Genomic DNA, 25817 nt, shown 5'->3' on the forward strand with positions numbered 1-25817 from the left:
GCGGCGAGGATAGGGAGCGAGCTATGGCGAAACCCGCAGTGATCACCGTCGCGGATACAATCGCGAAGAGTTTTCTGCTGGCGGTTGAAACGCGCGGCGACAAGACAGCGATCCGGGAAAAGCATCTCGGCGTCTGGCAGTCGACGAGCTGGCGGCAATGGCTGCAGACGGCGAAGGAGATCGCCTACGCGCTCCATGCATCCGGCTTCAAGCCGGGCGATGTTGCCTCCATCGTCTCGAATGCCACCCCTGAATGGGTGTTCGCCGATATGGGCGTGCTCTGCGCGGGCGGCGTTTCGTCCGGCATCTATCCGACTGACTCGGCCTCGCAGGTCGAATACCTGATCAACGACTCCCGGACCAGGATCATCTTCGCCGAGGACGACGAGCAGCTCGACAAGGTGCTGGCCTGCCGCGCGCGGTGCCCGACGCTTGAAAAAATTGTCGTGTTTGACATGGAAGGTCTCAGCGGCTTCAGCGATCCGATGGTGATGTCGCTGGACGAGTTCATGGCGCTCGGGCGCAACCACATGAACGGGCGCGAGGCGCTGTGGAAGGAGATGATCGAAAGCCGCGGCCCGAACGATCTCGCCATTCTGGTCTACACCTCGGGAACGACGGGCCCGCCGAAGGGCGCGATGCACTCCAACCGCAGCGTCACCCATCAGATGCGCTACGCGGACTATCTTCTGGTTCCGACCGATCACGAGGAGCGGCTGGTATTCCTGCCGCTGTGCCATGTCGCCGAGCGGATCGGCGGCTACTATCTGTCGATCGCCGTCGGCTCGATCATGAACTTTGCCGAAAGTCCGGAAACAGTGCCGGACAATCTGCGCGAGGTGCAGCCGACGGCGTTTCTCGCGGTGCCGCGCATCTGGGAGAAGTTCTATTCGGCCATCACCATCGCGCTGAAGGACGCCACGCCGTTCCAGCAGTGGATGTACCGCCACGCGCTCGCCATCGGCCAGCGCCTGACCGACTACCGGCTCGAAGGGGAGACGCCGCCGCTGCATTTGCGGCTGGCGGGGAAGGCGGCTTACTGGCTGGTGTTCCGCAATATCCGGCGGATGCTCGGCCTCGACCGCGTCCGCATCGCATTTACCGGCGCCGCGCCGATCTCGCCGGACCTGATCCGCTGGTATCTCGCCATCGGCCTCGACATGCGCGAGGTCTATGGCCAGACCGAGAATTGCGGCGTCGCGACCCTGATGCCGAACGACCGCATCAAGCTCGGCTCGGTCGGCAAGGCAGCGCCGTGGGGCGAGGTGATGATCTGCCCGAAGGGGGAGATTCTCATCAAGGGCGATTTCCTGTTCATGGGCTATTTGAATCAGCCCGAGAAAACCGCTGAAACCATTGATGAAAAGGGCTGGCTGCATACTGGAGATGTCGGCACTATCGACAACGAGGGCTTCGTCAAGATCACAGACCGGATGAAGGACATCATCATCACGTCCGGCGGCAAGAACATCACGCCGTCCGAGATCGAGAACCAGTTGAAGTTCTCGCCCTATATCTCGGACGCCGTGGTCATCGGCGACAAGCGGCCGTACCTCACATGTCTGGTGATGATCGACCACGAGAACGTCGAGAAGTTCGCGCAGGACTACAATATCCCGTTCACGAACTACGCGAGCCTGTGCCGCGCGCCGGAGGTCCAGGACCTCATCAGACGCGAGATCGAAGCGGTCAATGCGAACTTTGCCCGCGTCGAAACCATCAAGAAATTCCATCTGATCGAGCGGCAGCTCACGCCCGAAGATGAAGAACTGACGCCGACCATGAAGTTAAAGCGGAGCTTCGTGAACAAGTCCTACGCAGCCGAAATCGATGCAATGTACCGGGCGAGCGCTATGGCGTAAGCTCTTGAATACACTGTGCCAATAGAAGCGCATTCCGCGGCCTGAAAAGGCCGCTCAGCGGCGAAGGTAGCAAGGCCCGGCCTTCGCTGAATATGGGCCAACAGGAAGGAGACCGTTATGTCGAAATCGTTCAAGGCGCTTGGCCTTGCGGTGGGGGCGCTCGCGCTGACCCAGTCGCCGGCCTTCGCACAGACCAAGGTGACCAACGAAGGCATCTCGCCGACCGAAATTGTCGTCGGATCGCATCAGGATCTGTCCGGCCCGATCAAGGGCTGGGGCGTGCCGGTGGCCAACGGCCTGAAAATGGCAGCCGACGAGATCAATGCCGCCGGCGGCATCAACGGCCGCAAGATCAAGCTGATCGTGGAAGACAGTGGCTACGATCCGAAGCGCGCGGTGCTCGCCTCGCAGAAGCTGATCGAGAAGGACAAGATCTTCGCCATGGTCGGACCGATGGGTTCCCCCACCGTGCTCGCGGCGCAGGACATTTTGTTCGATGCCGGCGTGCTGCAGCTTTTCCCGCTCACCGCAGCGGAGTTCACCTTCAAGTTCGATCCTGCGAAGCCGCAGGAACGGCTGAAGTTCAACAACATTCTTCCTTATGTTGAAAGTACGCGTGCTGCGCTCAAGCACATGATCGAATGGAAGAAATTCGCCAAGCCCTGCATCATGCATCAGGATGACGAATACGGAAAAAGCGTGCTCGACGGCTTTAACCAGCAGACGGCTGCGATGAAGCTGACACCGGCGTCGATCACCAGCTACAAGCGGGGCGCATCCGACTTCAGCGCGCAGGTCGCGAAGATGAAGTCCGATGGCTGCGATCTCGTGGTGCTCGGCACTGTGATCCGCGAAACCATCGGCGCGATGGGTGAAGCCAAGAAGCTCGGCTGGGATGTGACGTTCCTCGGCGCAACACCGACCAACGTGCTTGAAGTGCCTGCCCTCGGCAAGGAAGCCGTTGAAGGTCTCTACGCCGCGGCAGGTTTTGAGATCCCATACCCGGACACCGCGAAGGGCAAAGCCAAGGACTGGCTGGACAACTACAAGAAGGCGTTCGGCACCGACGCGAACACGCAGGCGATCATCGGTTATAATGCGATGATGACCTTCGCCCATTACGTCAACAAGGCGGGCAAGGATCTGACCGGCCAGAAGGTGCTCGATGCGATGGAATCCGGCGACGTGTTCCAGGACATTTTCAACTCTCCGCCGACCAAGTTCTCCAAGACCAACCATCTTGCGAGCACCGTGACGCAGGTTCAGCAGGTCAAGAACGGCCGCTGGGTTCTGGTGAAAGAAGGCCTGATGTTCTGAGCAGGCCGCTCTGAAACGACATCGCGTGCGCGGTTGCCCGCGCACGCGATTTTATTTACGGTCCGGCTCCAACAAGAGAGCCAGCAAGCCCCAAGAATCCAGATGACGATTGAGAGTACGCTCAAGGCCGGCATCGCGCGCTGGTTTCCGGGAGCCACAGGCATCGATCGCCTCGCTCAACTCTCCGGCGGGGCAAGCCAGGAAACCTGGTCGTTCGATGTTCTCCATCCTGAACGAGACATGGCGGTCATTCTGCGCCGCGCGCCATCGGGTTACGGCGCGGCTCCGGGCCGTGCGGCCGGTCTCGAAGCCGAAGCAGTCCTGATGCAGCAAGCCTATGAGGCAGGAGTTCCATCGCCGCGCGTGCGTTATGTTTTGCGGGCGGATGATGGCCTTGGCAGCGGCTTCATCATGGACCGCGTCGAGGGCGAAACCATTCCGCGCAAGATCCTCCGCGATGCGGAGTTCGCCAATGCGCGCAAGGTGCTGGCGAGTCAGCTTGGCAGGGTGGTTGCGGACATTCACGCGCTGGATAAGGCGCGTTTGCCGAAGCTGCGGCTGATGACGGTGGCGGGCGAGCTCGACGATCTTGCCGCCGAATACAAATCCTTCGACTGGCCGCGCCCGGTGTTCGATCTGGCGCTGCGCTGGCTGCGCGACAATGCGCCGACGACGTCCGACACGGTGACGCTGGTTCACGGCGATTTCCGCCATGGCAATCTTATCATCGGGCCTGAAGGGGTCCGCGCGGTGCTGGACTGGGAACTGGCCCACTTTGGCGATCCGATGGAAGACCTCGGCTGGATCTGCGTGAACTCGTGGCGGTTCGGCGAGATCGACAAGCCGGTCGGCGGCCTCGGTTCGCGCGAGGACTTGTTTGCGGCGTATGAAGCCGCATCCGGCTGTCCGGTCGATGTGGCGCGGGTGATGTTCTGGGAGACACTTGGCACCTTGCGGTGGGGCATCATGTGCTGCGGCATGATGCAGCGCTTTCGTGCCGGTCCAGATCACTCCATGGAGCGCGCCATGATCGGCCGCCGCGCCTCGGAAACCGAAATCGATCTGTTGCGGCTGCTCTCGCCGCGTCGAGGGAAATAGTATGCAGGATCAGCCCACACCGGTCGAACTGATCAACGCAGTCGCGGAATTTCTTCGCTCCGATGTCGCGCCGCAATTGTCCGGACACGCTGCGTTCAAGTTGCGTGTCGGGCTGAACGCGCTCGATCTGGTCGCGCGTCAGCTCACCCTTGAGGCATCCGGTGATGCCGCCGAGCTTGAACGGCTGTCAAAGCTGCTTGGGACATCCGGTTCGCTGGAGGAATTAAACCGTCTGCTGTCGGCACGGATCGCAAGCGGCGAGGTCAGCTTTGATACGCCGGGACTGACCGAACACGTCTGGCAGACCACGCTGGACAAGCTCGCCATCGACCAGCCGAATTATGCGTCCTATCGCCGCGAGCGGGACAGCAAGAATTGATGTGGATTCGTCCTTCACCTCTCCCGTGGGGAGAGGTCGGGAGGCGAAGCGTGCCGGGTGAGGGCGTAGAATCTCTCGATGGATTTAGGGCCCTCACCCCAACCCTCTCCCCACCGGGGAGAGGGAGTCGACTTGCATTGCGTAAACTTACCGACCCTTCCACTGCGGGGGGCGCTTTTCCGCGAAAGCCTTGGGGCCTTCGATGTAATCCTCTGATGCGGCGAGCGCCTTGACGGCCGGATAGTCGAACTGTTCGGCCAGCGCCTGTTCCAGCGACACGCCGAGGCCGCGATGCATGGTCTGCTTCGAGGCGCGGATCGACATCGGGCCGTTCTGCAGAATGAGATTGGCCCAGCGCTCGGCGCCGGCCAGTGCTTCGCCTTTCGGAACCACCTCGTTGACGAAGCCAAGCTCCATGCCCTCCTTCGCGGAGACATGACGCCCGGTCAGGATCATGCCCATGGCGCGCTTGAGTCCGATCAGGCGTGGTAGGCGATGCAACCCGCCGGCAAGTGCAGCGAGACCGACACGGGGCTCGGGCAGGGCGAAGGTCGCGTTTTCCGATGCGATGATCAGGTCGCAGGCCAGCGCGATTTCAAAGCCGCCGCCCATGGCCACGCCGTTGACCGCGGCGATGATCGGCTTGTCGCAATCGAAACGGTGGGTCAGTCCCGCAAAGCCGCTGGTGTCCCAGCCGCGCTGGCCCCCCTGCGCCTGCCACTTCAGATCGTTGCCCGCGGAAAACGCCCGGTCGCCTGCGCCCGTCACGATCGCGATCCACTGATCGGGGTCCTTGTTGAACTCGTCAAAAACGCGATGCATCTCAAAGTGCATCGGCGAATGCACGGCGTTCATCACCTCGGGGCGATTGAGCGTGATGATGGTCAGCGGACCTTTGCGGTCCACTTTGGCGAATTCATAGGCCATGCGCGATTTCCTCGGACGTTTCTTGCGTTGCGTTGCAACATTTGAGCGATGTTGTCGTGGCCGGAATAGACCAGCAAAGAAGCTGCTTCACAAATTAATTAAGCGCTTGACTAACGCCTCGGCGCTTATCTTAATTCGCCATCCGTCGCGGGCATTCTCAAGCAGCGCGGCGCAAAGAAAAAACCAGGTCCGGGATGGACGTTCGGGAGTTGCGCGTTGGATTTCTCGCTGCCTGATGATCTGACTGCGTACCTCGCCGAGCTCGATCGTTTCATCGATCAGACCATCAAGCCGCTCGAGCAGCGCGACGACAACATCCGTTTCTTTGATCACCGCCGCGAATGGGCGCGCACGGATTTCGACAAGGGCGGCCTGCCGCGCCATGAATGGGAAGACCTGCTGCGTCAGGCGAAAAATCTCGCTGATGAGGCCGGGTATCTGCGCTTCGCAATTCCCAAGCGCTACGGCGGCAGGGACGGTTCGAATCTCTGGATGGCGGTGATCCGCGAGCATTTCGCCGCCAAGGGTCTCGGCCTGCACAACGATTTGCAGAACGAGCACTCGATTGTGGGAAACTTTCCATTGGTCACCATGCTGGACCGCTACGGCCGCGACGATCAGAAGGCGATGATCGAAGGCGCGCTCACCGGCAAGTATCGCATCACGTTTGGTTTGACCGAGCCCGATCACGGCTCCGACGCCACGCACATGGAAACCACGGCTGTGCAGGCCACGCGCGACGGCGTCAGCGGCTGGGTGATCAACGGCGAAAAGATGTGGACCACCGGCATGCATGTCGCGACGCATTGCGCGACCTTCGCACGCACATCGGGCAATGACGGTGACGCGCGCGGCATTACGTGTTTTCTCGTTCCGGCGAATGCGAAGGGCGTGAAAGTCGAGGAATATCTCTGGACCTTCAACATGCCGACCGATCACCCGCGCGTCAGCTTCACCGATGTCTTCGTGCCGGACGATGCATTGTTCGGCGAGGTCGGACGCGGTCTGTCGCTGGCGCAGTGTTTTGTGCATGAGAACCGGATTCGTCAGGCTGCGAGTTCGCTCGGCGCGGCTGTGTATTGCATCAACGAGAGCGTGCGCTATGCGCGCGAGCGCAAGCCGTTCGGTCACGCGCTGTCGGAAAATCAGGCGATCCAGTTTCCGCTGGTCGAGCTTGCGACGCAGGCCGAGATGTTGCGGCTTCTGATCCGCAAGACGGCGTGGGAGATGGACCGTATGACCCAGGCCGATGTCGAGCATCGGCTCTCCGACAAGGTGTCGATGTGTAATTTCTGGGCGAACCGGCTGTGCTGCGAGGCGGCGGACCGGGCCATGCAGGTGCATGGCGGCTTGGGTTATTCGCGGCACAAGCCGTTCGAGCACATCTATCGCCATCACCGGCGCTACCGCATCACCGAAGGGAGCGAGGAAATCCAGAAGCGCAAGGTCGCCGGATTTCTGTTCGGCTATATGGGGGCGGGAAAATTCGAGACCACGGAGAAGAGCCGCTAATTCGAGTTTCACAAGAGGCGAACAATCGCCCGTGAAGAATATGTTTCTGGAGGAAACGATGCGCAGGTGTACGTCCGGCCGGTCCGACCGGTTCATGCTGATCAGTTCGGAGCGTGTGTTCTACGCCGGGCTGCATGGCAAGCCCTCGGTGCGCACGCTCGGCGCGCTCGCGGTCTGTGTGCCGCTGCATGGCACCGCGTGCCTCGAAGTGGCCGGGCAGCCGCCGCGTGTTGGCGAGATTCTCGCCGTTCCGGCCTATCTGCCGCACAAGATCACATCGGAGTCGCGTGAAATTCTCGGGCTGCTGATCGAGCCTGAATCGGTCAGCGATGACGATCTCGCGCAGATCATCCGCCAGTGCGACGATCCGGTTGCGGCCGGCCGGCTCGCCGCGCGGTTTCGCGAAATCTATGCGACCATGGCGCTCAGCGGGACCAGCGGTTTCACTTCGGCCGATTTCGACCAGATCTTTCTCCAGCGCCGCCTGAAGCCGCGCGACCTTGATACGCGCATATCGACCGTCGTGTCGCGCTTTCAGGCGAAGCCGTCGAGCAGCATCTCGGGTGACGATTGCGCCAGCGGCGTCAAGCTGTCGCTGTCGCGGTTCCTGCATCTGTTCAAGGACGAGACCAGCATGAACTTCAAGACATTCCGCGCCTGGAAGCGCGCGCGGAATATTCTGCATCATGTCAATGTCGAGCGAAACCTTGCGCATTTCGCGCTCGATGCCGGCTATCCGGACTCGACGCATTTCAGTCACTCGCTGCGCCGCATCTACGGGCTTCAGCCGAGCGCGCTGTTTTCCGGCTCACGGCGCTTGCAGATCATCAACGGCAGGGATGTTGCGAGCGACGCCGCGAGTATGCGGGCTTAGGTGGCGGCCGGAACTCTCGGCGCGACCCCTTGCTCAATGCTGGCGCGGTCCTGCGCGGCAATCGCCCTGCGGAAGCCGTCGCGCTGCTTGAGCCGTTCCCAATAGGCGGCAACGGCATGGGTGAACTGAGCGGACAGTCCATTGGACTGCGCGAACATCAGGGCATAGCCGACGGAAATGTCCGCGGCGGTAAAGCGCCCGGCGCAGACCCAGTCCGACTGCGAGACGGCAGTTTCCAGCGCGCGCAGCCGGGCAAGAAACCAGCGTGCATAGTCGGCCGCGGCCTGCGGGTTCTTTTTCTCGTCAGGCTCAAGCTGCGAATAGCGGAAATAGATCGTCTGCGGAAACGTCAGCGTCGCTTCGCCGAAGAACAGCCAGTTGAGATACGCGCCATATGCAGGCTCATCGACTGCGACGTTCAGCGGTGTGGGGCCGTACTTCGTTACGAGATAGAGGCAGATCGCGGACGACTCGGTCATCCGCGCATCGCCATCGACGAGAAACGGAATGGTGCCCAAGGGATTTAGCTCGAGATACTCGCGCTTCAGGAAACGCGGCGGGAAGGGCAGCATCGTCAGGTCGTAGGGAATGCCAAGCTCTTCCAGGGTCCAGAGCGGACGGAAGGAGCGTGCACTCGAGCAGTGATAGAGCGTCAGCATATCGATAAATCCCTGAAGATGTCCGGCGTTATACAACGCGGAAGGTGCCTGAATGCAAGCGCTTACTGCTCCGGCAACGTCCCCATGTATTTGCACAGGATGCTGAGCATGACTTCATCGGCGCCGCCGCCGATGGAGGTCAGGCGGCGGTCGCGATAGGCGCGGCTGACGCGGGTTTCGTTCATGAAGCCCATGCCGCCCCAGTATTGCAGGCAGGCGTCGGGAATTTCGCGGCCCAGGCGTCCGGCCTTCAGCTTGCCCATGGTCGCAAGCGGGGTCACATCATTCCCCGCGATGTATTCCTCACAGGCACGATAAAGCAGCGAGCGCAGCAATTCGACTTCAGTCTTCAGTTCGGCAAGCCGGAAGTGGATCACCTGATTGTCCAGCAGCGGCTTGCCGAACGCCTTGCGCTGACGCGTGTAGTCGATCGTCTCGTCGATGGTCTTTTCGTGAGACTTCAGGCACGCGGCAACCGCCCACATCCGTTCCTCCTGGAACTGCATCATCTGATAGGTGAAGCCCTTGCCTTCATCGCCAATCCGGTTGCGCTTGGGAATGCGGACATCGGTGAACTTGATTTCGGCGGTGTCCGAGCAGTGCATGCCCATCTTGTCCAGCTTGCGCAGCACCTCGACGCCCTTGGTCTTCATCGGCAGGCAGATCAGCGACTTGTTGCGGTGAACCGGGCCATCGCCGGTGTTGGCGAGCAGGCACATCCAGTCGGCCTGCGTGCCGTTAGTGATCCACATCTTGCCGCCGTTGATGATGTAGTCGTCGCCGTCGGAGCGGGCCGTGGTCTTGATCGAAGCCACATCCGATCCTGCGCCGGGCTCCGACACGCCGATGCAGGCAACCATGTCACCCGCGATCGATGGCGCTAGAAATTCGCGCTTCATCTCGTCCGAGCCGAACCGCGCCAGCGCCGGTGTCGCCATGTCGGTCTGCACGCCGATCGACATGCCGACGCCGCCGGCGTTGATTGCGCCGAGTTCTTCCGCCATCACCATGCCGTAGCTGTAGTCGAGGCCCGCGCCGCCGTATTCGACCGGCTTGCACAGGCCAAGCAGGCCGAGATCGCCCATCTTCTTGAACACCTGACGGGCCGGATAGATCCCATCGCGCTCCCATTCATCGACGAACGGATTGATCTCGTTCTTGATGAACTGCTGCATGGTGCGGCGGATGGCGTCGTGTTCCTGCGTGAACTGCATTGCGTTTCCTGATGCCTTTAATTTTTGGCGTACATTTTCTGGACGGATTTGCTTGCGCGGGTTTGTGCGTCAAGCGAGATCGGCTCCCTCTCCCGTGGGGAGAGGGTTGGGGTGAGGGCGTAGAATCTATCGAGAGACCGTACGCCCTCACCCGATGCACGTCGTGCATCGACCTCTCCCCACGGGAGAGGTGAAGAAAGGTCTATGCTCTTGCATTCTATCCTCATGGCCGCGCTCTAAAGTCCCATCTGGCGGCTTGCCAGATCCTTCATGATTTCCTCGGTGCCGCCGCCGATGGCGTTGACCTTCACCTCGCGGTAGATGCGCTCGACTTTCGGCCCACGCATGAAACCGGCGCCGCCGAAAATCTGCACGGCTTCGGAGGCACAGTAAGCCATGGTCTGTGTCGCCTGATTCTTGCACATGCAGACCTCGGCCACGGGATTGTCGCCTTGCTCCAGCCGCCAGATCAGCATTTCCAGCATGGCTTGTGTGGCCGCCACGCGCTGCGCCATGTCCACGATCTTGTGGCGGATCACCTGATGATCGGCGAGACGCTTGCCGAAGGTCTTGCGCTCGCGGGCATAGGCGATGGCTTCCTCGACGCAGACGCGCGCGAATCCGGTACAACCGGCGGCGAGACCCAGCCGCTCGCTGTTGAAGTTCTTCATGATCAGCTTGAACCCGGCATTCTCGGTGCCGATCAGGTTGGCGACGGGCACGCGGCAATCATCAAAATAGAGTGTCGCGGTGTCGGACGCCCACCAGCCCATCTTTTTCAGCGGGGTGCGCGAAAAACCGGGTGTATCGCGCTCGATGAGTAACAGGCTGACGCCGCCCGCGCCTTCGCCGCCGGTGCGCACTGCCACGGTGTAATAGTCCGCGCGCATCCCGGATGTGATGAAGGTCTTCTCACCCTTGACCACGTAGTGGTCGCCGTCGCGCCGCGCGGAGGTGCGCAGGTTGGCCACATCCGAGCCGCCGCCGGGTTCTGTAATGGCCAGCGCGGAGATTTTCTTGCCCGCCAGGATGTCCGGCAGCACCCGTGCCTTCATCTCATCGGACCCGCCGTAAACGATCGGCGGCGCGCCGATGGTGTGGCTTTTCAGGCTGGCGCTGACGCCGCCGGCTCCGGCGCGGGCCAGCTCCTGCGCAGCGATCATGGACATGAAGCGGTCGCAGGGGATGCCGCCATATTCTTCAGGGAAGCCAAGCTGAAGCAGGCCGATGGAGGCGGCTTTTAGATAAAGCTCGCGGGGGAATTCCCCGGCCTCGTCCCATTGCGCTGCAAAAGGCTCGATTTCGGTGGCCACAAAGCGCCGCAGCATATCGCGGAACGCCAGATGTTCCGGGGTCAGAAAGGGGCTGGCCGACGTCTCGGCAAACCGCTCGGGGGCATCCATTCTCATCCTCCATGTCGGAGATTTATGGCCCGTTCCCGTGTCGCAGACTTGCGTTAAGCCGCCATGTCTTCTGAAATTATGCGCCCGAAAATTGTGGCAAGCCCAGCTAGTTTTCACAAGACGCTGGCAGCCTCCGCCTTTTACCGTTTGGAGCAATTCGCGATCGAACCCCGAGGACCCGAATGGACAAGGCCGTCGTTACCTGTGCGCTCAACGGCGTGCTGACCAATCCCAAGCAGCACCATGTCCCGGTCACCCCGGAGGAGATGGCGCGGGAGGCGAAGGCGGCGTTCGATGCCGGCGCATCGGTGATGCATATGCATCTGCGTCAGCAGGACCCCGACAAGGGCCACATGCCGTCGTGGGATGTGAACCTGTCAAAGGAAGTGCAGCAGGCGATCCGCGAGGCGTGCCCCGGCGTCATCATCAATCACACCACCGGCGTCAGCGGTCCGAACTATCAGGGTGCGCTCGATTGCGTGCGCGAAACCGCGCCGGAAATGGCCGCCTGCAACGCCGGCTCGCTGAACTATCTGAAAGTGAAGGCCGATGGATCCTGGGCCTGGCCGCCGCATGTATTCGATAATCCGCCGGACAAGATCCAGAAGTATCTCGACGTGATGAAGATCACCAAGACGCTGCCGGAATTCGAATGCTTCGATGTCGGCATCGTGCGCAGCGTGGCGATGTACAAGCAGAACGGCATGTATTCCGGCCCGCTCGAATACAATTTCGTTATGGGGGTCGCTTCCGGCATGCCCGCCGATCCCGAATTGTTGCCGATCCTGCTCAAGCTGAAACTGCCGGACTCCAACTGGAGCGTCACCGCCATCGGCCGCGAGGAGATCTGGCCGCTGCATCAGCGCTGCGCCGAACTCGGCGGCCATCTGCGCACCGGACTTGAAGATACATTCTATCTCGGCGACGGCACCAAGGTGACATCGAACGGGCAATTGATCGAAGGCATCGTCACATGCGCGCGCAAGGCTGGCCGCGAGATTGCCTCACCGGCCGAAGCGCGGAAAATTCTCAAGCTGTTGCATTGAGCCGAAGCGGACAAAAAAGAACCGCACGCTGATACAGGGAGATAACGTCATGAGCGATCTGACCGCAACGGGCGGCGTGCCCGGTCCCGGACGTATCGGGCGCGTGGCTGTGGGCGATATCCTGCGCCGCGCAGCCAAGCGCTTCCCCGATCGCATCGCGCTGACCGACCGTGCGCGGCAGGTGACGTTTACCGAGGTCGATCACGACGCCAACCGTTTCGCCAACTATCTTCTCGCGCGTGGCCTGAAACCCGGCGCCAAGATCTCGACCATCTGCAACAACTCGGTGGAATTCGTCAAAGCGCTGTTTGGTATTCACCGCGCGGGTCTGGTCTGGGTCCCGATCAACACCATGCTCGGGCCGGGCGACATGGATTACATCCTAGGCCATGCCGAGGTTCGCTTCGCGCTGATCGACGACAACCTGCATGCGCAGCCGGAGCGGCGCGCGGCGCTGGAGCAGCGTGGCATTGATCTGATCGCAGTCGATCTGACCGGCAAGGCGAAAGAGCAGGGGCTCGAAAGCTTCAACGAACTGATCAAGGGAAAGCCCGACATCGAGCCGGAGATCGCCTTCGATGACCGCGATCTGGCGATGATCATCTACACCTCGGGGACGACCTCGCGGCCCAAGGGCGCGATGCATTGTCATCTGGCGGTGGTGATGGCGGCGATGAGCAATGCGATCGAGATGCATCTCGACCGCAATGACGGCATCACGGGACAATTCCCGCTGTTTCATTGCGCGGCCCATGTCCTGCTGCTGACCTATTTGTCGGTTGGCGGGAAGATGGCCATCATGCGCGGGTTCGATCCCGTCGCCTGCATGGAAGCGATCCAGCGCGACAGGCTGACCGTCTTCATCGGATTGCCTGCAATGTATCAGGCGATCCTCGATCATCCGCGCCGCAAGGAATTTGATCTCTCGACCCTGCGCACCTGCGTTTACACCATGGCGCCGATGCCGCGTCCGTTGCTGGAACGCTGTATCGCCGAGTTGTGCCCGACATTCGTGCAGCCGAGCGGCCAAACGGAGATGTATCCGGCGACCACCATGTCACAGCCGGACCGGCAGCTTGCGCGCTTCGGTAACTACTGGGGCGAGTCGATGATCGTCAATGAAACGGCGATCATGGACGACGAAGGCAATCTGCTACCGCCCGGACAGGTCGGCGAGATCGTCCATCGCGGACCCAACGTGATGATGGGCTATTATAAAGACCCTGAAGCCACTGCTGCCGCGCGTAAATTCGGCTGGCATCACACCGGCGATCTGGCGCTGATCGACGAGCATGGCGAGGTGCTGTTCATTGACCGCAAGAAGGACATGATCAAGTCCGGCGGCGAGAATGTCGCCTCGGTGAAGATCGAGGAAACGCTGCTGGCGCATCCCGAAGTGCTGAGCGCAGCGGTGGTCGGCCTGCCGCACCCGCAGTGGGGCGAGGCGGTCTCCGCTTTCGTCAAGCTGAAGCCCAATGCGCAGGCTCGTGAGACGGACATCATCGAGCATTGCCGCAAGACGCTCGGCGGATTCCAGATTCCGAAACTGGTGCGAATTCTGGACGAGATGCCGATGACCGCCACCGGAAAACTGCGCAAAGTCGAACTGCGCCAGCAGTTCGTCGATCACTTCAACACGACATCGGCGGCCTGAAAGACAATTATCCATGGCGGTGATCGAGAATTCCATTTCGCCCACAAGCGCGAGCTATCAGGCCAATCGCGCGGGGATGCTGGCGCAGATCGCGCGGGTTGATGCCGTGGTGGGGCGGACGGTTGCGGCGTCCGAGCTTTCCAAGAAGCGATTTCACGAACGAGGACAATTGCTGCCGCGCGAGCGCATCGCGCTGCTGCTCGATGCCGGTGCGCCGTTTCTCGAACTCTCAGCCCTTGCCGGATACTGTCTCGATACGCCGGACCCGGACAAGAGCATTCCCGGCGGGGGCACCATCGCGGGCATCGGCTTTGTCTCTGGCGTGCGCTGCATGGTAACGGCGAGCGATTCCGGCATCGAGGCGGGATCGCTGCAGCCGATGGGTCTCGACAAGCGGCTGCGCTCGCAGGAGATCGCGCTGGAAAACAAGCTGCCGTCGGTGCAGCTTGTGGAAAGCGCGGGCGCGAACCTGATGCGCTACCGTGTCGAGGATTTCATTCGCGGCGGCACGACCTTCCGAAACCTTGCTCTGCTCTCGGCGGCAGGGCTGCCGGTGATTACCGTCACGCACGGTTCATCCACCGCAGGCGGCGCGTACCAGACGGGTCTGTCCGATTACATCGTGATGGTGCGCGGGCGGACGCGCGCGTTTCTGGCCGGGCCGCCGCTGCTGAAAGCCGCGACAGGCGAAATCGCGACGGAGGAGGAACTCGGCGGCGCGGAGATGCACACCAGCATTTCCGGACTTGGTGACTACCTCGCCGAAGATGACCGCGAGGCGCTCGGAATCGCGCGCCAGATCATGGCCGATCTCAATTGGGACCGTGCGCAGCCAGAGAGCGGCGGGCCGCCGCGTGCACCATTGTACGACACTGAAGAGTTGCTCGGCATCATGCCGATGGACCACAAGCGGCCTGTCGACATGAAGCAGATCATCGCGCGCATTCTCGACGGATCTGATTTTCTCGAGATTGGCGCGAACTACGGCCCTGCAACGGTTTGCGGCCATGGCCGCATCAACGGCCACGCCATCGGGATCATCACCAACAACGGCCCGCTGGACCCGAACGGCGCCAACAAGGCGACGCATTTCATTCAGGCCTGCTGCCAGTCGCGCACGCCGATCCTCTATCTCAACAACACCACGGGCTACATGGTCGGGAAGGCTTACGAGGAAGCCGGCATGATCAAGCACGGCTCGAAGATGATTCAGGCCGTGACCAACGCCACCGTGCCGCAGATCACCATCTATTGCGGTGCGTCGTTCGGCGCGGGCAACTATGGCATGTGCGGGCGCGGTTTTCATCCGCGGTTCTGCTTCTCCTGGCCCAACGCCAAGACGGCGGTGATGGGCGGCGAGCAGGCCGCCGGCACCATGGCGATCGTCGCGGAAGCCGCCGCCGCGCGGCGCGGCAAACCGATGGAGCCGGAAAAACTGGAGGCGATGAAGGCACAGATCATCGATGTGTTCGAAAAGCAGATGGATGTGTTTGCCACCAGCGGGCGGCTGCTCGATGATGGTGTGATCGATCCGCGCGACACCCGCGCGGTGCTGACAAATGTGCTGGCGATCTGCCGCGAAGCGGAACAGCGCAATCCGCAACAGGTCCAGTTCTCGGTGGCGCGGCCATGAGTGGGGCAAAACTGACACCGTTCCGCAAGATCCTGATCGCCAATCGCGGCGAGATTGCGCTGCGCGTGATGCGCACCGCCAAGCGTCTCGGCTTTGAGACCGTCGCGGTGTATTCCACGGCCGATGCCAACGCGCGCCATGTGCGCGAGGCCGATCAGGCGGTGTGGATCGGCGAATCGCAGCCCTCGCAATCGTACTTAAGGGTCGATGCCATCGTGGCCGCCGCGAAGGCGAGCGGCGCGGACGCCGTGCATCCCGGCTACGGCTTCCTTGCGGAGAATGCGGAGTTCGCCAAAGCCTGCCGCGATACGGGTCTTGTGTTTATCGGCCCCTCGCCCGAGGCGATTCACACCATGGGCCACAAGGCGGGCGCCAAGGACATCATGCAGAAGGCAGGCGTGCCTTGCGTTCCCGGTTATCAGGGCGAAGACCAGAGCGACGCGACGATGCTCAACGCCGCGAAGCGCATTGGTTTCCCGGTGATGATCAAGGCCGTGGCCGGTGGCGGCGGACGCGGCATGCGCCTTGTGGCGGATGACGCTTCGTTTCCGGATGCGCTGCGCGCGGCGCGCTCGGAAGCACAGAATGCGTTCGGCGATCCGACGGTTATTCTTGAGCGCGCGATTGTCCAGCCACGCCACATTGAAATTCAGGTGTTCGGTGACCGTCACGGCAACGCGATCCATCTCGGCGAGCGCGATTGCTCGGTGCAGCGCCGGCACCAGAAGCTGATCGAGGAAGCGCCATCGCCAGCGGTGTCGCCGGAATTGCGCGCGCGGATGGGCGCGACCGCCGTCGCCGCCGTCAAGGCCATCAATTATGAAGGCGCGGGCACGCTGGAATTCCTGCTGGATGGCGCAGGCAATTACTACTTCATGGAAATGAACACGCGGCTGCAGGTAGAGCATCCGGTGACGGAGGCGATCACCGGGCTCGATCTGGTTGAACTGCAGTTGCGTGTGGCGACCGGCGAGCCGCTGCCGCTCAAGCAGGAGGACGTGAGGTTCGAAGGCCATGCCATCGAGGTGCGGCTCTGCGCCGAGGATGCCGCGCACAATTTCATGCCGCAGTCCGGCAAGATGTTGCGCTGGCATGCACCCTCGGATTTACGCGTGGAGGACGCGCTGGAATCCGGCAGCGAGATCCCACCATTTTACGATTCGATGATAGCCAAGATCATCAGCCATGGCGCGACACGCGACGAGGCGCGGCGGAAGCTGATCACGGGCCTCGATCGCATGACGGCGCTGGGCGTCACCACCAACCAGTCGTTTCTCGCGCGCTGTCTGGACCATCCGGCCTTCGCGGCGGGGCAGGCGACGACGGCGTTCATCGCAGAACACTCGGCCGATCTGTCGCCGCCGAAATCCGAAGACGGACGTCATGCGGCCGTCGCCGCTCTGCTGGTGCATGTTTCAGCGATTGGTGCTGTTCACGCGCAACAGGGCCTCGGGCTGGCGCACGTCTATGCTATTCCGCTGCGCTTTGAACTAGACAGCCACGTTGTCGAACCGACGGTGCGGCGCGAACGCGGCGACGTCTTCAAGATCGGCATCGCCGAGTCCGAACACGCACTGGCGCTTGGGCCGCGCGACGGCGATGTGGTGCATTTTACCAGCGACGGCGTTCAGGGAGCAGCGAGGTTCGTTCGCGTCGGGACTGATCTCTATTTCAGTTTCGCTGGCGTCACGTCGCATGTGCGCGATCTGTCGCACATGGCCGTGATGAAGGCGGGTGCTGCCGGATCGGACGGCAAGCTGCGTGCCTCCATGAACGGGCGGGTGGTGTCGGTGCTGGCGAAGGCAGGAGATATTGTCGCGGCCGGCGCGCCTGTCATTGTGCTGGAAGCGATGAAGATGCAGCATGTGCACGCGGCGCCGGTCTCCGGCAAGCTCACCGCGCTGAATGCTGCGGAGGGCGATCAGGTGACGACCGGATTTGTGGTCGCTGAGATCGAGGCCGTGCAGGACGCGGCTTGAGGAGTACAGGGAATGTCTGACGCACCGGTTTTGCACGACAAGCGCGGCCACGCATTCTGGATCACCATCAACCGGCCCGACAAGCGCAACGCCCTGAATGCGTCGGTGATTGCCGGGATCGTCGAGGGCTTCCGCCGCGCTCATGAGGACAATGATGTGCGCGTCATCGTGCTGACCGGTGCCGGCGTCAAGGCGTTCTGCGCGGGCGCCGATCTGCAGCCGGGCGCGGGCTTTGCGTTCGATCTGTCGCAACCCAATCTCGCCTATGCTGATATGCTGCGCACCGCACAGAACGCCACCAAGCCGACCATTGCCCGCATCAACGGTGTCTGCATGGCGGGCGGCATTGGTCTTCTGTGCATGACCGACATGGCGGTGGCGGCGGACAATGTCGTGTTCGGCCTGCCCGAAGTGAAGGTTGGCGTATTCCCGATGCAGGTGCTGAGCCTGTTGCAGGCGATCGCGCCGCCGCGTCTGGTGCGCGAATGGTGTTTCACCGGCGAGCCGTTTACGGCATCGGAAGCCAAGGATGCCGGGCTGCTCAATCATGTGGTGCCAGCCGCCGAGCTCGACGGCAAGGTGGAATGGCTGATCGGGCGTCTCACCGACAAGTCGCCGACCGCCATCCGGCGCGGCAAATATGCCATGCGCGCGATGGCGTCGATGTCGTTCGATCAGGGCATCGCCTACACGGAATCCCAGATCGCGCTTCTTGCGATGACGCAGGACGCGAAGGAAGGACTTGCGGCCTTTGCCGAGAAGCGCAAGCCGGTGTGGACCGGGAAGTAACGCCATGAACAAGGTCTGGATCGAGGCTGCGCTGAACGGACCCTGGACCCGCGCCAGGCAACCGGGCATTCCCGTTGCCGTCGAGGACATTGTCGCGGACGGTATCGCCTGCGCTGAGGCGGGTGCCGCGATCATCCATGCCCATGCCTATGATGTGACGACCGGCCGCCAGAAGGACGACTGGGAGATTTATGCGCGGATCATCGAGGGCATCCGCGCCAAGGCGGATGTCATCGTCTATCCGACCATTCCGAGTCCGGGGCTGGGACAGGAGCAAAACACCAATCGCTTCGGCCATACGCTGGAGCTGGCAAAGCGCGGCCTGATCGAATGGGCGGTGATCGATCCGGGCTCCGTGCATATTTCGCGGTTTGACGATCTGGCCCACGGCGGCGTCTACGCAAATCCGCATGAAGACATTATGGAGGGCATGCGGATTGCGCGCACCCACAATGTCCATCCAAGCTACGCGATCTATGAGCCGGGTTTCACGCGGCTGGGCGCGGCGCTGGCAGCGATTGCGCCGCCATCACCGACGCCGATCTATCGCTTCATGTTCTCGGACGAATTCGCCTGGGGCTTCCCGCCGCGCGAAAAATATCTCGACATTCATCTGGATCTGCTGGCAGAGACAGCGCCGGGCGCGCCGTGGATAATCGCGGGTCTCGGCGTCGATATCACGCCGCTGATCCCGCACACGGTCGCGCGCGGAGGTCACGTCCGTGTCGGGCTTGAGGATGCGCTCTGGGGCAATCCGCAAACCAACGAAGCGCTGGTGAAGGATGCGGTGAAGCGTGTCCGCGATGCAGGCAGCGAACCGGCGACCACGGCGGAGGTCCGTCGCGGACTAAAGGCGATGAATGCAGCACGAGGGCGGACCTGACACCGTCATTGCGAGGAGCGCAGCGACGAAGCAATCCAGCTTCTTGCAAGAATGGATTGCTTCGCTTCGCTCGCAATGACGAACTTGTCTGTTGAAATCCAGTCAGACCAATAGGCGTTCTCAGCGCCCCTTGAACACCGGCTTGCGCTTTTCCATGAAAGCGGCGCGGCCTTCCTTGTAGTCTTCGCTCTTGAAGCACGCATCAACAAGGTCCTCACAGCGCTTCATGTCGCGCTTGAGTTCGTCCTTGCAGGCCTCGCCGACAATGAACTTGATCGAATCCACCGTCAGCGGCGCATTGGCGGCGATCGTGGCGGCGTAGTTCTTGACGTAGAATTCGAGTTCGTCATTTTCGACGATGCGGTTCACGAGGCCCATCTCGACCGCTTCCATGGCCTCGAACAGCCGCGCGGTGAAGAAGATTTCCTTGGTGAAGGAGGGGCCAACGACGTCCATCAGCCGCTTCACGCCGGGATAGCCGTAGCCGAGGCCGAGCTTGGCGGCGGGAACGGCAAAGCGCGCATCTTCGGAGCAGATGCGCAGGTCGCAGCAGCTTGCGATGCCCATGCCGCCGCCGACGCAGAAGCCCCGGATCATCGCGATGGTGGGTTTCGGGAATTCGTGGACGCTGGCATAAGCGGCTTCCACCGCGTCGTTGTATTTCCTGACGCCTTCCTCGGTCGAGCGCTCATCGCCGAATTTGGAGATGTCCGCGCCCGCGACGAACGCCTTGTCGCCCGCGCCCGCGAGCACGACGACGCGGATGCTGTCGTCTTTTGCGTATTCGCTCATCAGCCGTGTGGTGGCTTCCCACATCTCCAGCGACATGGCATTGCGCCGTTCGGGATTGTTGAAGATCACGTAACCGACGTTGCCGTCCTTGCGCGAGATCACCTTGTCGGTCGAAGCCATATGCGTGGTCCTTAAATTCAGACGACCTTGCTCTGCTGGAGCGAGGCGATTTCCTGTTCACTGAAGCCGAATTCGCTGAGCACGTCGCGGGTCTGTTCGCCAACGCGTGGCGGGCGCGCAGCCATGCGGCTCGGCGTGCGCGACAGCGTGAAGGGCTGGCCTACGAGCTGCTTGCCGCCGTCGGGCAAGGCTTGCGCGATGCCAAGATGCTTGACCTGCGTGTCATCGAAGACCTGATCGATAGAGTAGATCGGTCCGCATGGCACGCCGGCATCGTTGAGAATCTTGACCCATTCGCCGGTCGTGCGCTTCGCCATGTACGTTCCGATCGCGGCGTTCAGCGCATCGCGGTGCTTCGAGCGCAGCGCGATGGTCGCGTAGTCGGGATGCGTCAGCAGATCCGGCGCGTCGATGGCCTGCGCGAAGCGCTCCCAGATTCGCCCGCCGGTGGTGGCGATATTGATGAAACTGTCGCTGGTCTTGAACACGCCGGTCGGAATGCTGGTCGGGTGATTGTTGCCCGCCTGCTGCGGGATGTCGCCATCGACCAGCCAGCGTGCAGCCTGGAAGTCGAGCATGAAAATCTGCGCCTGCAGCAGCGAGGTCTGCACCCACTGGCCCTCACCGGAGACATCGCGCTCCAGCAGCGCGGTCATGATGCCGAGCGCGCAGAAGAGTCCTGCCGTGAGGTCGGCGACAGGAATGCCGGCGCGCACCGGGCCTTGTCCCGGCAGTCCGGTGATCGACATCAGCCCGCCCATGCCCTGCGCGATCTGGTCGAAGCCGGGGCGCTTGGCATAAGGCCCGTCCTGTCCGAAGCCGGAGATGCTGGCATAGACGAGGCGCGGATTGATCGCACGCATGCTTGCGTAATCGATGCCGAGCTTGTCCTTCACGTCGGGACGGAAGTTCTCGACGATGACGTCGGCCTTGGCGGCGAGGCGCTTGAATACCTCAAGACCTTTCGGGTCTTTCAGGTTGAGCGTCATCGCGCGCTTGTTGCGATGCAGGTTCTGGAAGTCCGGGCCGTTGCGCGGCCCGCCCGGCTGCTCGCTGTCGGCGAGGTCGGTCGGCGCCTCGATCTTGATGACGTTCGCGCCCCAGTCCGACAATTGGCGCACGGCGGTCGGCCCGGAACGAATCCGGGTGAGATCCAGAACCGTGAAGCGCGAAAGGGCGGACGAGGCGCGCGGAAACGTCATCGATTTCTCCGAAGAGATTACCCGGCGTTGCCGACCAGGCCCGCGGCGGCGATGCCGGCGAGGGCCGCGGTTTCGTCGTTGTCGGAGGTGTCGCCGCTGATGCCGATGGCGCCGAGCAGGTTGCCGTCCTTGTCATTGATGAGGACGCCGCCAGGCACCGGAACCAGCGCGCCGCGCGCCATGGTGTTGATGGCGTCGACGAAATAGGGCTGCTCGTTGGCGCGCTTGAAGATCGCGCGCGAACCCATGCCCAGCGCCAGCGCGCCATAAGCTTTGCCATGGGCGACTTCGCCGCGCAGCAGGCTGGTATTGTCTTCCGCCACGAACGTCTTGAGCGCGCCGCGCGCATCGAGGATCGCGATGGCCATCGGCTTCAGTTTCAGTTCCCGGCACTTGGCGAGGGCGGCATCGGAAATCTTGCGGGCAACGTCGAGCGTCAAAGTCGTCATGATTGGTCCTTCAAACGAAATAATCCCGGGTCTTTGAGCACGAGGCTGGATAGCGATCAAGCCTCGTGCCGGTGATGTGTCATGCGTGCGGCGACGGATTAAGGCGCTATGGCGAGTGACTGCAGGCCCGCACGGTCGAACGCCTTGCGGACGGTGCCGTCCTTTTTGGCCTCGTCGACGAATTCTTTCACATAAGCGAGAGCGGCGGGCTTGTTCTTCTGGATGCCGATGGCGACCCCTACGGTCTGAAATGCGCCGTCCAGAATGACGGAGCCTGGAAGCTGCTTCTGCAGCTTTGGCAGAGAGTCGTGGGTCAGGGCGAAGCCCTGCACATCGCCGGCCTTCATCATGGCCATGGCATCGTCCACCGACTTTGCCGGTGTGATGTTGGCTTGCTTCAGAGTTCGGGCGGCCGCGCGCATGGTGGTCGAGCCATCGATGCCGACGAGCTTGATGCCGGGCCTGTCGATCTCGCTCATCGATTTGATGCCGGAAGCGGCGGTGGTTATGAATGTGCTTTCGATCACGAAGTAGGGCGGGCTGAAATCGAGCTTCTGCCTGCGCGCCTCGTCGGCGGGCATGAATCCGATGTCGATGGTGCCTGCGCTGCCTGCTTCTGTGAGTTCGCCGGTGGTCGCAGTGACATGAAGCTCGACCGGAACGCCGAGCTTTTTGGCCAGCGCATTGCCGATGTCGAACGCGGGGCCGCTGACGTTGGCTCCGTCCCTGGCAACGAAGATCGGCGTGGGCGACGGGGCATAGGCAAGGCCGACGCGCAGCTTGCCGGTGGGTGCGAGTTCCTTCAGCACTTGTTCCTCAGCGGCCATGGTGTGAGTGGAAAAGATTTGGGTTGAAACAGAGGTTGCGGCAATCAATCCGAGAAGCGTGCTCATTTTCATTGGTTTCCCCCCCTTTGTTTTCGCGTGAGTTGTTTAGATCAGCGGTGTCCCCCGACTTCGGCAGAGAAGCCGGTCTTGACGTTGCTGTTCAGGCTCATCGCCAGCACCCGCGCGACATGCAGCGCCCCGCGGCCCGAACCGTCCTTGATCTGGTGGCGGCAGGATGTGCCGTCGGCCACAATCAGTGCGTCATCGGCAGCCTTGCGCACAGCGGGGAGCAGGGAGGCTTCTGCCATCTCGATCGACACATCATAAGTGTCCGCGCCGTAGCCGAAGGCACCGGCCATGCCGCAACAGCTCGACTCGATCTTCTCCACCTTCAGGCCGGGCACCAGCCGGAGAATCTTCTCCACCGGCGCGAACGCCCCGAACGATTTCTGGTGGCAATGGCCGTGCACATGCGCGCTCTTGTCGATAGCGCCAAGCGGCAGCCTGAGCTGGCCGGTCTCCGCCTCGCGGACCAGGAATTCCTCGAACAGCAGTGCATGGGCGCTGACCTTTTTCGCAGCTTCGTCAGAGCGCAGCGACAGCAGTTCATCGCGCAGCGTCAGAAGGCAGCTCGGCTCGAGGCCGACGATGGGCACGCCGCGCGCGGCGAACGGAATCAGCGTTTCCACCACGCGCTTGAGTTCGGCTTTTGCATTCTCGACCAGTCCCGCCGACAGGAAGGTGCGGCCGCAGCACAACGGCCGTCCGCCATCGATCGCGCGGGGCAGGTGAACGCGATAGCCACCGTCGACAAGAACGCGCAGCGCGGCATCAAGATTCTCGCGCTCATAGGCGCGGTTGAAGGTGTCGGCAAACAGCACCACCTCGCGGCCATTGTCCGGGCCAAAGGCAATTCCAGCCGGCGCGAACACATCGCTGCGGAATTCCGGCAGATCGCGTTTCGCACTGATGCCCGCGACTTTTTCGAACAGTCCCCGCAGCAGCGTGCTTTTGTTGCGCAGATTGGCGAGCCACGCAAAACGTGACGCCAGCCCGGCATAGTGGGGGAGGTAACCGACCAGCCGGTCGCGCAGGGTCAGACCGTGTGTCGCCGCGCGCGCCGCCAGCACCTCGATTTTCATTTTCGCCATGTCGACGCCGGTCGGGCATTCGTGGCGGCAGGCCTTGCAGGAGACGCAAAGCTTCATCGTGTCCATCATCGCATCAGACGACAGCGCGTCGGGGCCGAGCTGTCCGGAGATCGCAAGGCGCAGCGTATTCGCGCGCCCTCGCGTGACATCCTTCTCGTTACGCGTCGCGCGATAGGACGGGCACATCACGCCGCCCTCCAGCTTGCGGCACGCGCCGTTGTTGTTGCACATCTCGACGGCGCCCTGGAAACCGCCCGCCGCGCCGGGATACGCCGACCAGTCCATCACCGTCTTGATGTTCTCGACCTTGTAGCCAGGCGCATAACGGAACAGCGAGCGGTCATCCATCTTCGGCGGATGCACGATCTTGCCGGGATTGAGCGTGTTGTCGGGGTCGAAGCGCTCTTTCACTTCCTCGAACGCGTGAATGATCTGCGGGCCGAACATCTGCGCGTGGAATTCGGAGCGGACGATGCCGTCGCCGTGTTCACCGGAATGCGAGCCTTTATACTCGCGCACCATTGCGAAGGCTTCCTCGGCCATGGCACGCATCGCCTTGACGTCCTTGTCGAGCTTGAGATTGAGCACGGGGCGCACATGCAGGCAGCCCTCGGACGCGTGCGCGTACATGGTGCCGCGCGTGCCATGTTTCTCGAAGACTTTATTGAGGCGGTCTGTGTAGTCGGCGAGATGCGGCAGCGGCACCGCGCAGTCCTCGACGAAGGAAACCGGCTTGCCCTCCTGCTTCATCGACATCATGACGTTGAGGCCGGAGGTGCGGAAATCGGTGATCGCCGCCTGCATCGCAGGTTCGATCACTTCGACCACGCCGCCCCATTTGCGTTTCTGCAGGTCCCAGCCGAAGCCGAGGTCACCCATCAATTCGGAAAGCTGCTTGAGCTTGGCGAGGTTCGCCGCCTGATCCGCTTCTGCGAATTCCACCACCAGCAGGGCTTCCGGCTCTCCCTTCACCACCGCTTCAATGGTTGGCCGGAACATCGCGATGTCGCGGCCGAGCGCGACCATGGTGCTGTCCACCAGTTCAACCGCGATCGGTTTCAGCTTCACCAGATGCTGGGTGGCGTCCATTGCTTCATAGAAGCTGCCGAAGTGGCAGACGCCGAACACCTTCGCGCCGATCAGCGGCCACAGCTTGAGTTCGACGCGGGTGGTGAAGGCGAGCGTGCCTTCGGACCCCACAAGCAGGTGCGCCATGTTGTTGACCGGCTGCGGCGTCAAAGCATCGAGGTTGTAGCCGCCGACCCGCCGCTGCACATGCGGGAAGCGCGCCGCAATCTCACCCGCCTCACGCTCACCGAGCGCCAGCATGTCGCGAAACAGGTCGCGTCCCGGCTGCTGAATGTTCTGCCAGGCGGTATCGCGCGGCATCTCGCCGAAATGCAGCAGGGTGCCATCGGCCAGCGCCGCGTCCATCGAGATGGTGTTGTCGCGCATGGTGCCGTAACGCAGTGAGCGACCGCCGCAGGAATTGTTGCCCGCCATGCCGCCGATGGTGGCGCGCGAGGCGGTCGAGACATCGACCGGAAACCACAGGCCATATTTTTTCAGTTGCCGGTTGAGATCGTCGAGCACGATCCCGGGCTCGACCACGCAGGTGCGCTTCTCGACATCGAGCGAGATGATTCTGTTTAGATACTTCGAGACATCGACCACAATGCCGCTGTTGACGGTCTGGCCGCATTGCGAGGTGCCGCCGCCGCGCGGCGTGACAATGTATCCGTCGTCGCGGGCAATCGCCATGGCGCGCAGCGCGTCGTCCATGGTGCGGGGCACAACCACGCCGAGCGGCTTGATCTGGTAGAACGACGCGTCGGTGGCGTAGCGGCCGAGATCAAACGGATTGAACAGCACGTCCCCGCTGACCTCGCGCCTGAGACGCAGGGCGAGGGCGCTGTCCTGCGCGGTGGCGTTTCCCGTTGCGGCTTTCTGTTGCGCCATGTGTCTCAAGTGCTCTCGATGTTAATTGTCATTGCGAGCGAAGCGAGCTTGCTTTTCTTCACCTCTCCCCGAGGGGAGAGGTCGGCGC

General features: G+C 62.1%; 21 protein-coding genes. 12 read left to right on the plus strand and 9 right to left on the minus strand.

All coding sequences use genetic code 11. The features are described from left to right. The first annotated feature begins 23 nt into the window (after positions 1–23). From ACP7AL_RS08020 to ACP7AL_RS08035, 4 genes are all read left to right on the plus strand, one after another. Positions 24–1862, plus strand: a complete 1839-nt coding sequence (locus ACP7AL_RS08020) for an AMP-dependent synthetase/ligase (protein ID WP_425990454.1) — start codon at positions 24–26, stop codon at positions 1860–1862. Positions 1863–1979: 117 nt separating this feature from the next. Further along, complete coding sequence (locus tag ACP7AL_RS08025) at positions 1980–3179, plus strand: ABC transporter substrate-binding protein (RefSeq protein WP_425990456.1); 1200 nt, start codon at positions 1980–1982, stop codon at positions 3177–3179. 102 nt (positions 3180–3281) lie between these two features. Then, positions 3282–4277 carry a phosphotransferase family protein gene (locus ACP7AL_RS08030; protein ID WP_425990458.1) on the plus strand — a complete coding sequence of 332 codons (996 nt, stop codon included), beginning with the start codon at positions 3282–3284 and terminating at the stop codon, positions 4275–4277. 1 nt (position 4278) lies between these two features. Next, positions 4279–4656 (plus strand): DUF6285 domain-containing protein, encoded by a 378-nt coding sequence (locus tag ACP7AL_RS08035; RefSeq protein WP_425990460.1) that lies wholly within the window; start codon positions 4279–4281, stop codon positions 4654–4656. Positions 4657–4803: 147 nt separating this feature from the next. On the opposite strand, the gene ACP7AL_RS08040 is transcribed toward ACP7AL_RS08035, so the two are convergent. Beyond that, entirely contained in the window at positions 4804–5583 is a 780-nt protein-coding gene (locus ACP7AL_RS08040; RefSeq protein WP_425990462.1) for an enoyl-CoA hydratase-related protein, read from the minus strand. A 216-nt stretch (positions 5584–5799) separates the two neighbouring features. Between ACP7AL_RS08040 and ACP7AL_RS08045 the strand changes: the two genes are divergently transcribed. Together ACP7AL_RS08045 and ACP7AL_RS08050 are read left to right on the plus strand one after the other, a co-directional pair. Beyond that, positions 5800–7095 (plus strand): acyl-CoA dehydrogenase family protein, encoded by a 1296-nt coding sequence (locus ACP7AL_RS08045; protein ID WP_425990464.1) that lies wholly within the window; start codon positions 5800–5802, stop codon positions 7093–7095. 58 nt (positions 7096–7153) lie between these two features. Next, positions 7154–7969 carry a helix-turn-helix domain-containing protein gene (locus tag ACP7AL_RS08050; RefSeq protein ID WP_024920826.1) on the plus strand — a complete coding sequence of 272 codons (816 nt, stop codon included), beginning with the start codon at positions 7154–7156 and terminating at the stop codon, positions 7967–7969. On the opposite strand, the gene ACP7AL_RS08055 is transcribed toward ACP7AL_RS08050, so the two are convergent. The 3 genes from ACP7AL_RS08055 to ACP7AL_RS08065 form a co-directional block, all read right to left on the minus strand. Continuing rightward, positions 7966–8628, minus strand: coding sequence for a glutathione S-transferase family protein (locus tag ACP7AL_RS08055; RefSeq protein WP_425990467.1), 663 nt, complete (start codon positions 8626–8628; stop codon positions 7966–7968). The two genes, ACP7AL_RS08050 and ACP7AL_RS08055, sit on opposite strands and share 4 nt — an antisense overlap. Positions 8629–8690: 62 nt before the next feature. Beyond that, on the minus strand, positions 8691–9842 hold the full coding sequence (locus tag ACP7AL_RS08060; protein WP_425990470.1) for an acyl-CoA dehydrogenase family protein: 1152 nt from the start codon (positions 9840–9842) through the stop codon (positions 8691–8693). A 236-nt stretch (positions 9843–10078) separates the two neighbouring features. Next, positions 10079–11245: an acyl-CoA dehydrogenase family protein gene (locus tag ACP7AL_RS08065; protein WP_425990472.1), complete on the minus strand. Its 1167-nt coding sequence runs from the start codon at positions 11243–11245 to the stop codon at positions 10079–10081. Positions 11246–11427: 182 nt separating this feature from the next. On the opposite strand from ACP7AL_RS08065, the gene ACP7AL_RS08070 reads away from it, so the two are divergent. Genes ACP7AL_RS08070 through ACP7AL_RS08095 form a run of 6 tightly spaced genes read left to right on the plus strand, consistent with a single transcriptional unit; the run spans position 11428 to position 19229 of the window. Beyond that, entirely contained in the window at positions 11428–12291 is an 864-nt protein-coding gene (locus tag ACP7AL_RS08070) for a 3-keto-5-aminohexanoate cleavage protein (protein ID WP_425990474.1), read from the plus strand. 49 nt (positions 12292–12340) lie between these two features. Continuing rightward, positions 12341–13945 carry an AMP-binding protein gene (locus ACP7AL_RS08075; protein ID WP_425990476.1) on the plus strand — a complete coding sequence of 535 codons (1605 nt, stop codon included), beginning with the start codon at positions 12341–12343 and terminating at the stop codon, positions 13943–13945. A gap of 13 nt (positions 13946–13958) precedes the next feature. Next, positions 13959–15578, plus strand: a complete 1620-nt coding sequence (locus ACP7AL_RS08080; protein ID WP_425990478.1) for an acyl-CoA carboxylase subunit beta — start codon at positions 13959–13961, stop codon at positions 15576–15578. Then, complete coding sequence (locus ACP7AL_RS08085) at positions 15575–17557, plus strand: acetyl-CoA carboxylase biotin carboxylase subunit (protein ID WP_425990480.1); 1983 nt, start codon at positions 15575–15577, stop codon at positions 17555–17557. The genes ACP7AL_RS08080 and ACP7AL_RS08085 overlap by 4 nt, the downstream gene beginning before the upstream one ends. A gap of 12 nt (positions 17558–17569) precedes the next feature. Further along, entirely contained in the window at positions 17570–18346 is a 777-nt protein-coding gene (locus ACP7AL_RS08090) for an enoyl-CoA hydratase/isomerase family protein (protein WP_425990482.1), read from the plus strand. Positions 18347–18350: 4 nt separating this feature from the next. Further along, entirely contained in the window at positions 18351–19229 is an 879-nt protein-coding gene (locus ACP7AL_RS08095) for a 3-keto-5-aminohexanoate cleavage protein (protein WP_425990484.1), read from the plus strand. Between the two features lie 120 nt (positions 19230–19349). Here the strand turns inward: ACP7AL_RS08095 and ACP7AL_RS08100 are convergent, their stop codons facing one another. The 5 genes from ACP7AL_RS08100 to ACP7AL_RS08120 all read right to left on the minus strand — a co-directional run bounded on the left by ACP7AL_RS08100 (position 19350) and on the right by ACP7AL_RS08120 (position 25729). Continuing rightward, positions 19350–20141, minus strand: a complete 792-nt coding sequence (locus ACP7AL_RS08100; RefSeq protein ID WP_024920816.1) for an enoyl-CoA hydratase — start codon at positions 20139–20141, stop codon at positions 19350–19352. Between the two features lie 17 nt (positions 20142–20158). Then, positions 20159–21343 carry a CaiB/BaiF CoA transferase family protein gene (locus ACP7AL_RS08105; RefSeq protein ID WP_425990488.1) on the minus strand — a complete coding sequence of 395 codons (1185 nt, stop codon included), beginning with the start codon at positions 21341–21343 and terminating at the stop codon, positions 20159–20161. Positions 21344–21360: 17 nt separating this feature from the next. Then, entirely contained in the window at positions 21361–21792 is a 432-nt protein-coding gene (locus tag ACP7AL_RS08110) for a GlcG/HbpS family heme-binding protein (RefSeq protein WP_006021595.1), read from the minus strand. 98 nt (positions 21793–21890) lie between these two features. Beyond that, the gene (locus ACP7AL_RS08115) at positions 21891–22685 is read right to left on the minus strand and encodes a transporter substrate-binding domain-containing protein (RefSeq protein WP_425990491.1); all 795 of its coding nucleotides are present in this window, start codon (positions 22683–22685) and stop codon (positions 21891–21893) included. A 44-nt stretch (positions 22686–22729) separates the two neighbouring features. Continuing rightward, complete coding sequence (locus ACP7AL_RS08120) at positions 22730–25729, minus strand: FAD-binding and (Fe-S)-binding domain-containing protein (protein ID WP_425990494.1); 3000 nt, start codon at positions 25727–25729, stop codon at positions 22730–22732. Positions 25730–25817: the final 88 nt, after the last annotated feature.

It is taken from the genome of Afipia sp. DC4300-2b1 (assembly GCF_049895725.1).
Taxonomy (GTDB): domain Bacteria; phylum Pseudomonadota; class Alphaproteobacteria; order Rhizobiales; family Xanthobacteraceae; genus Afipia; species Afipia broomeae.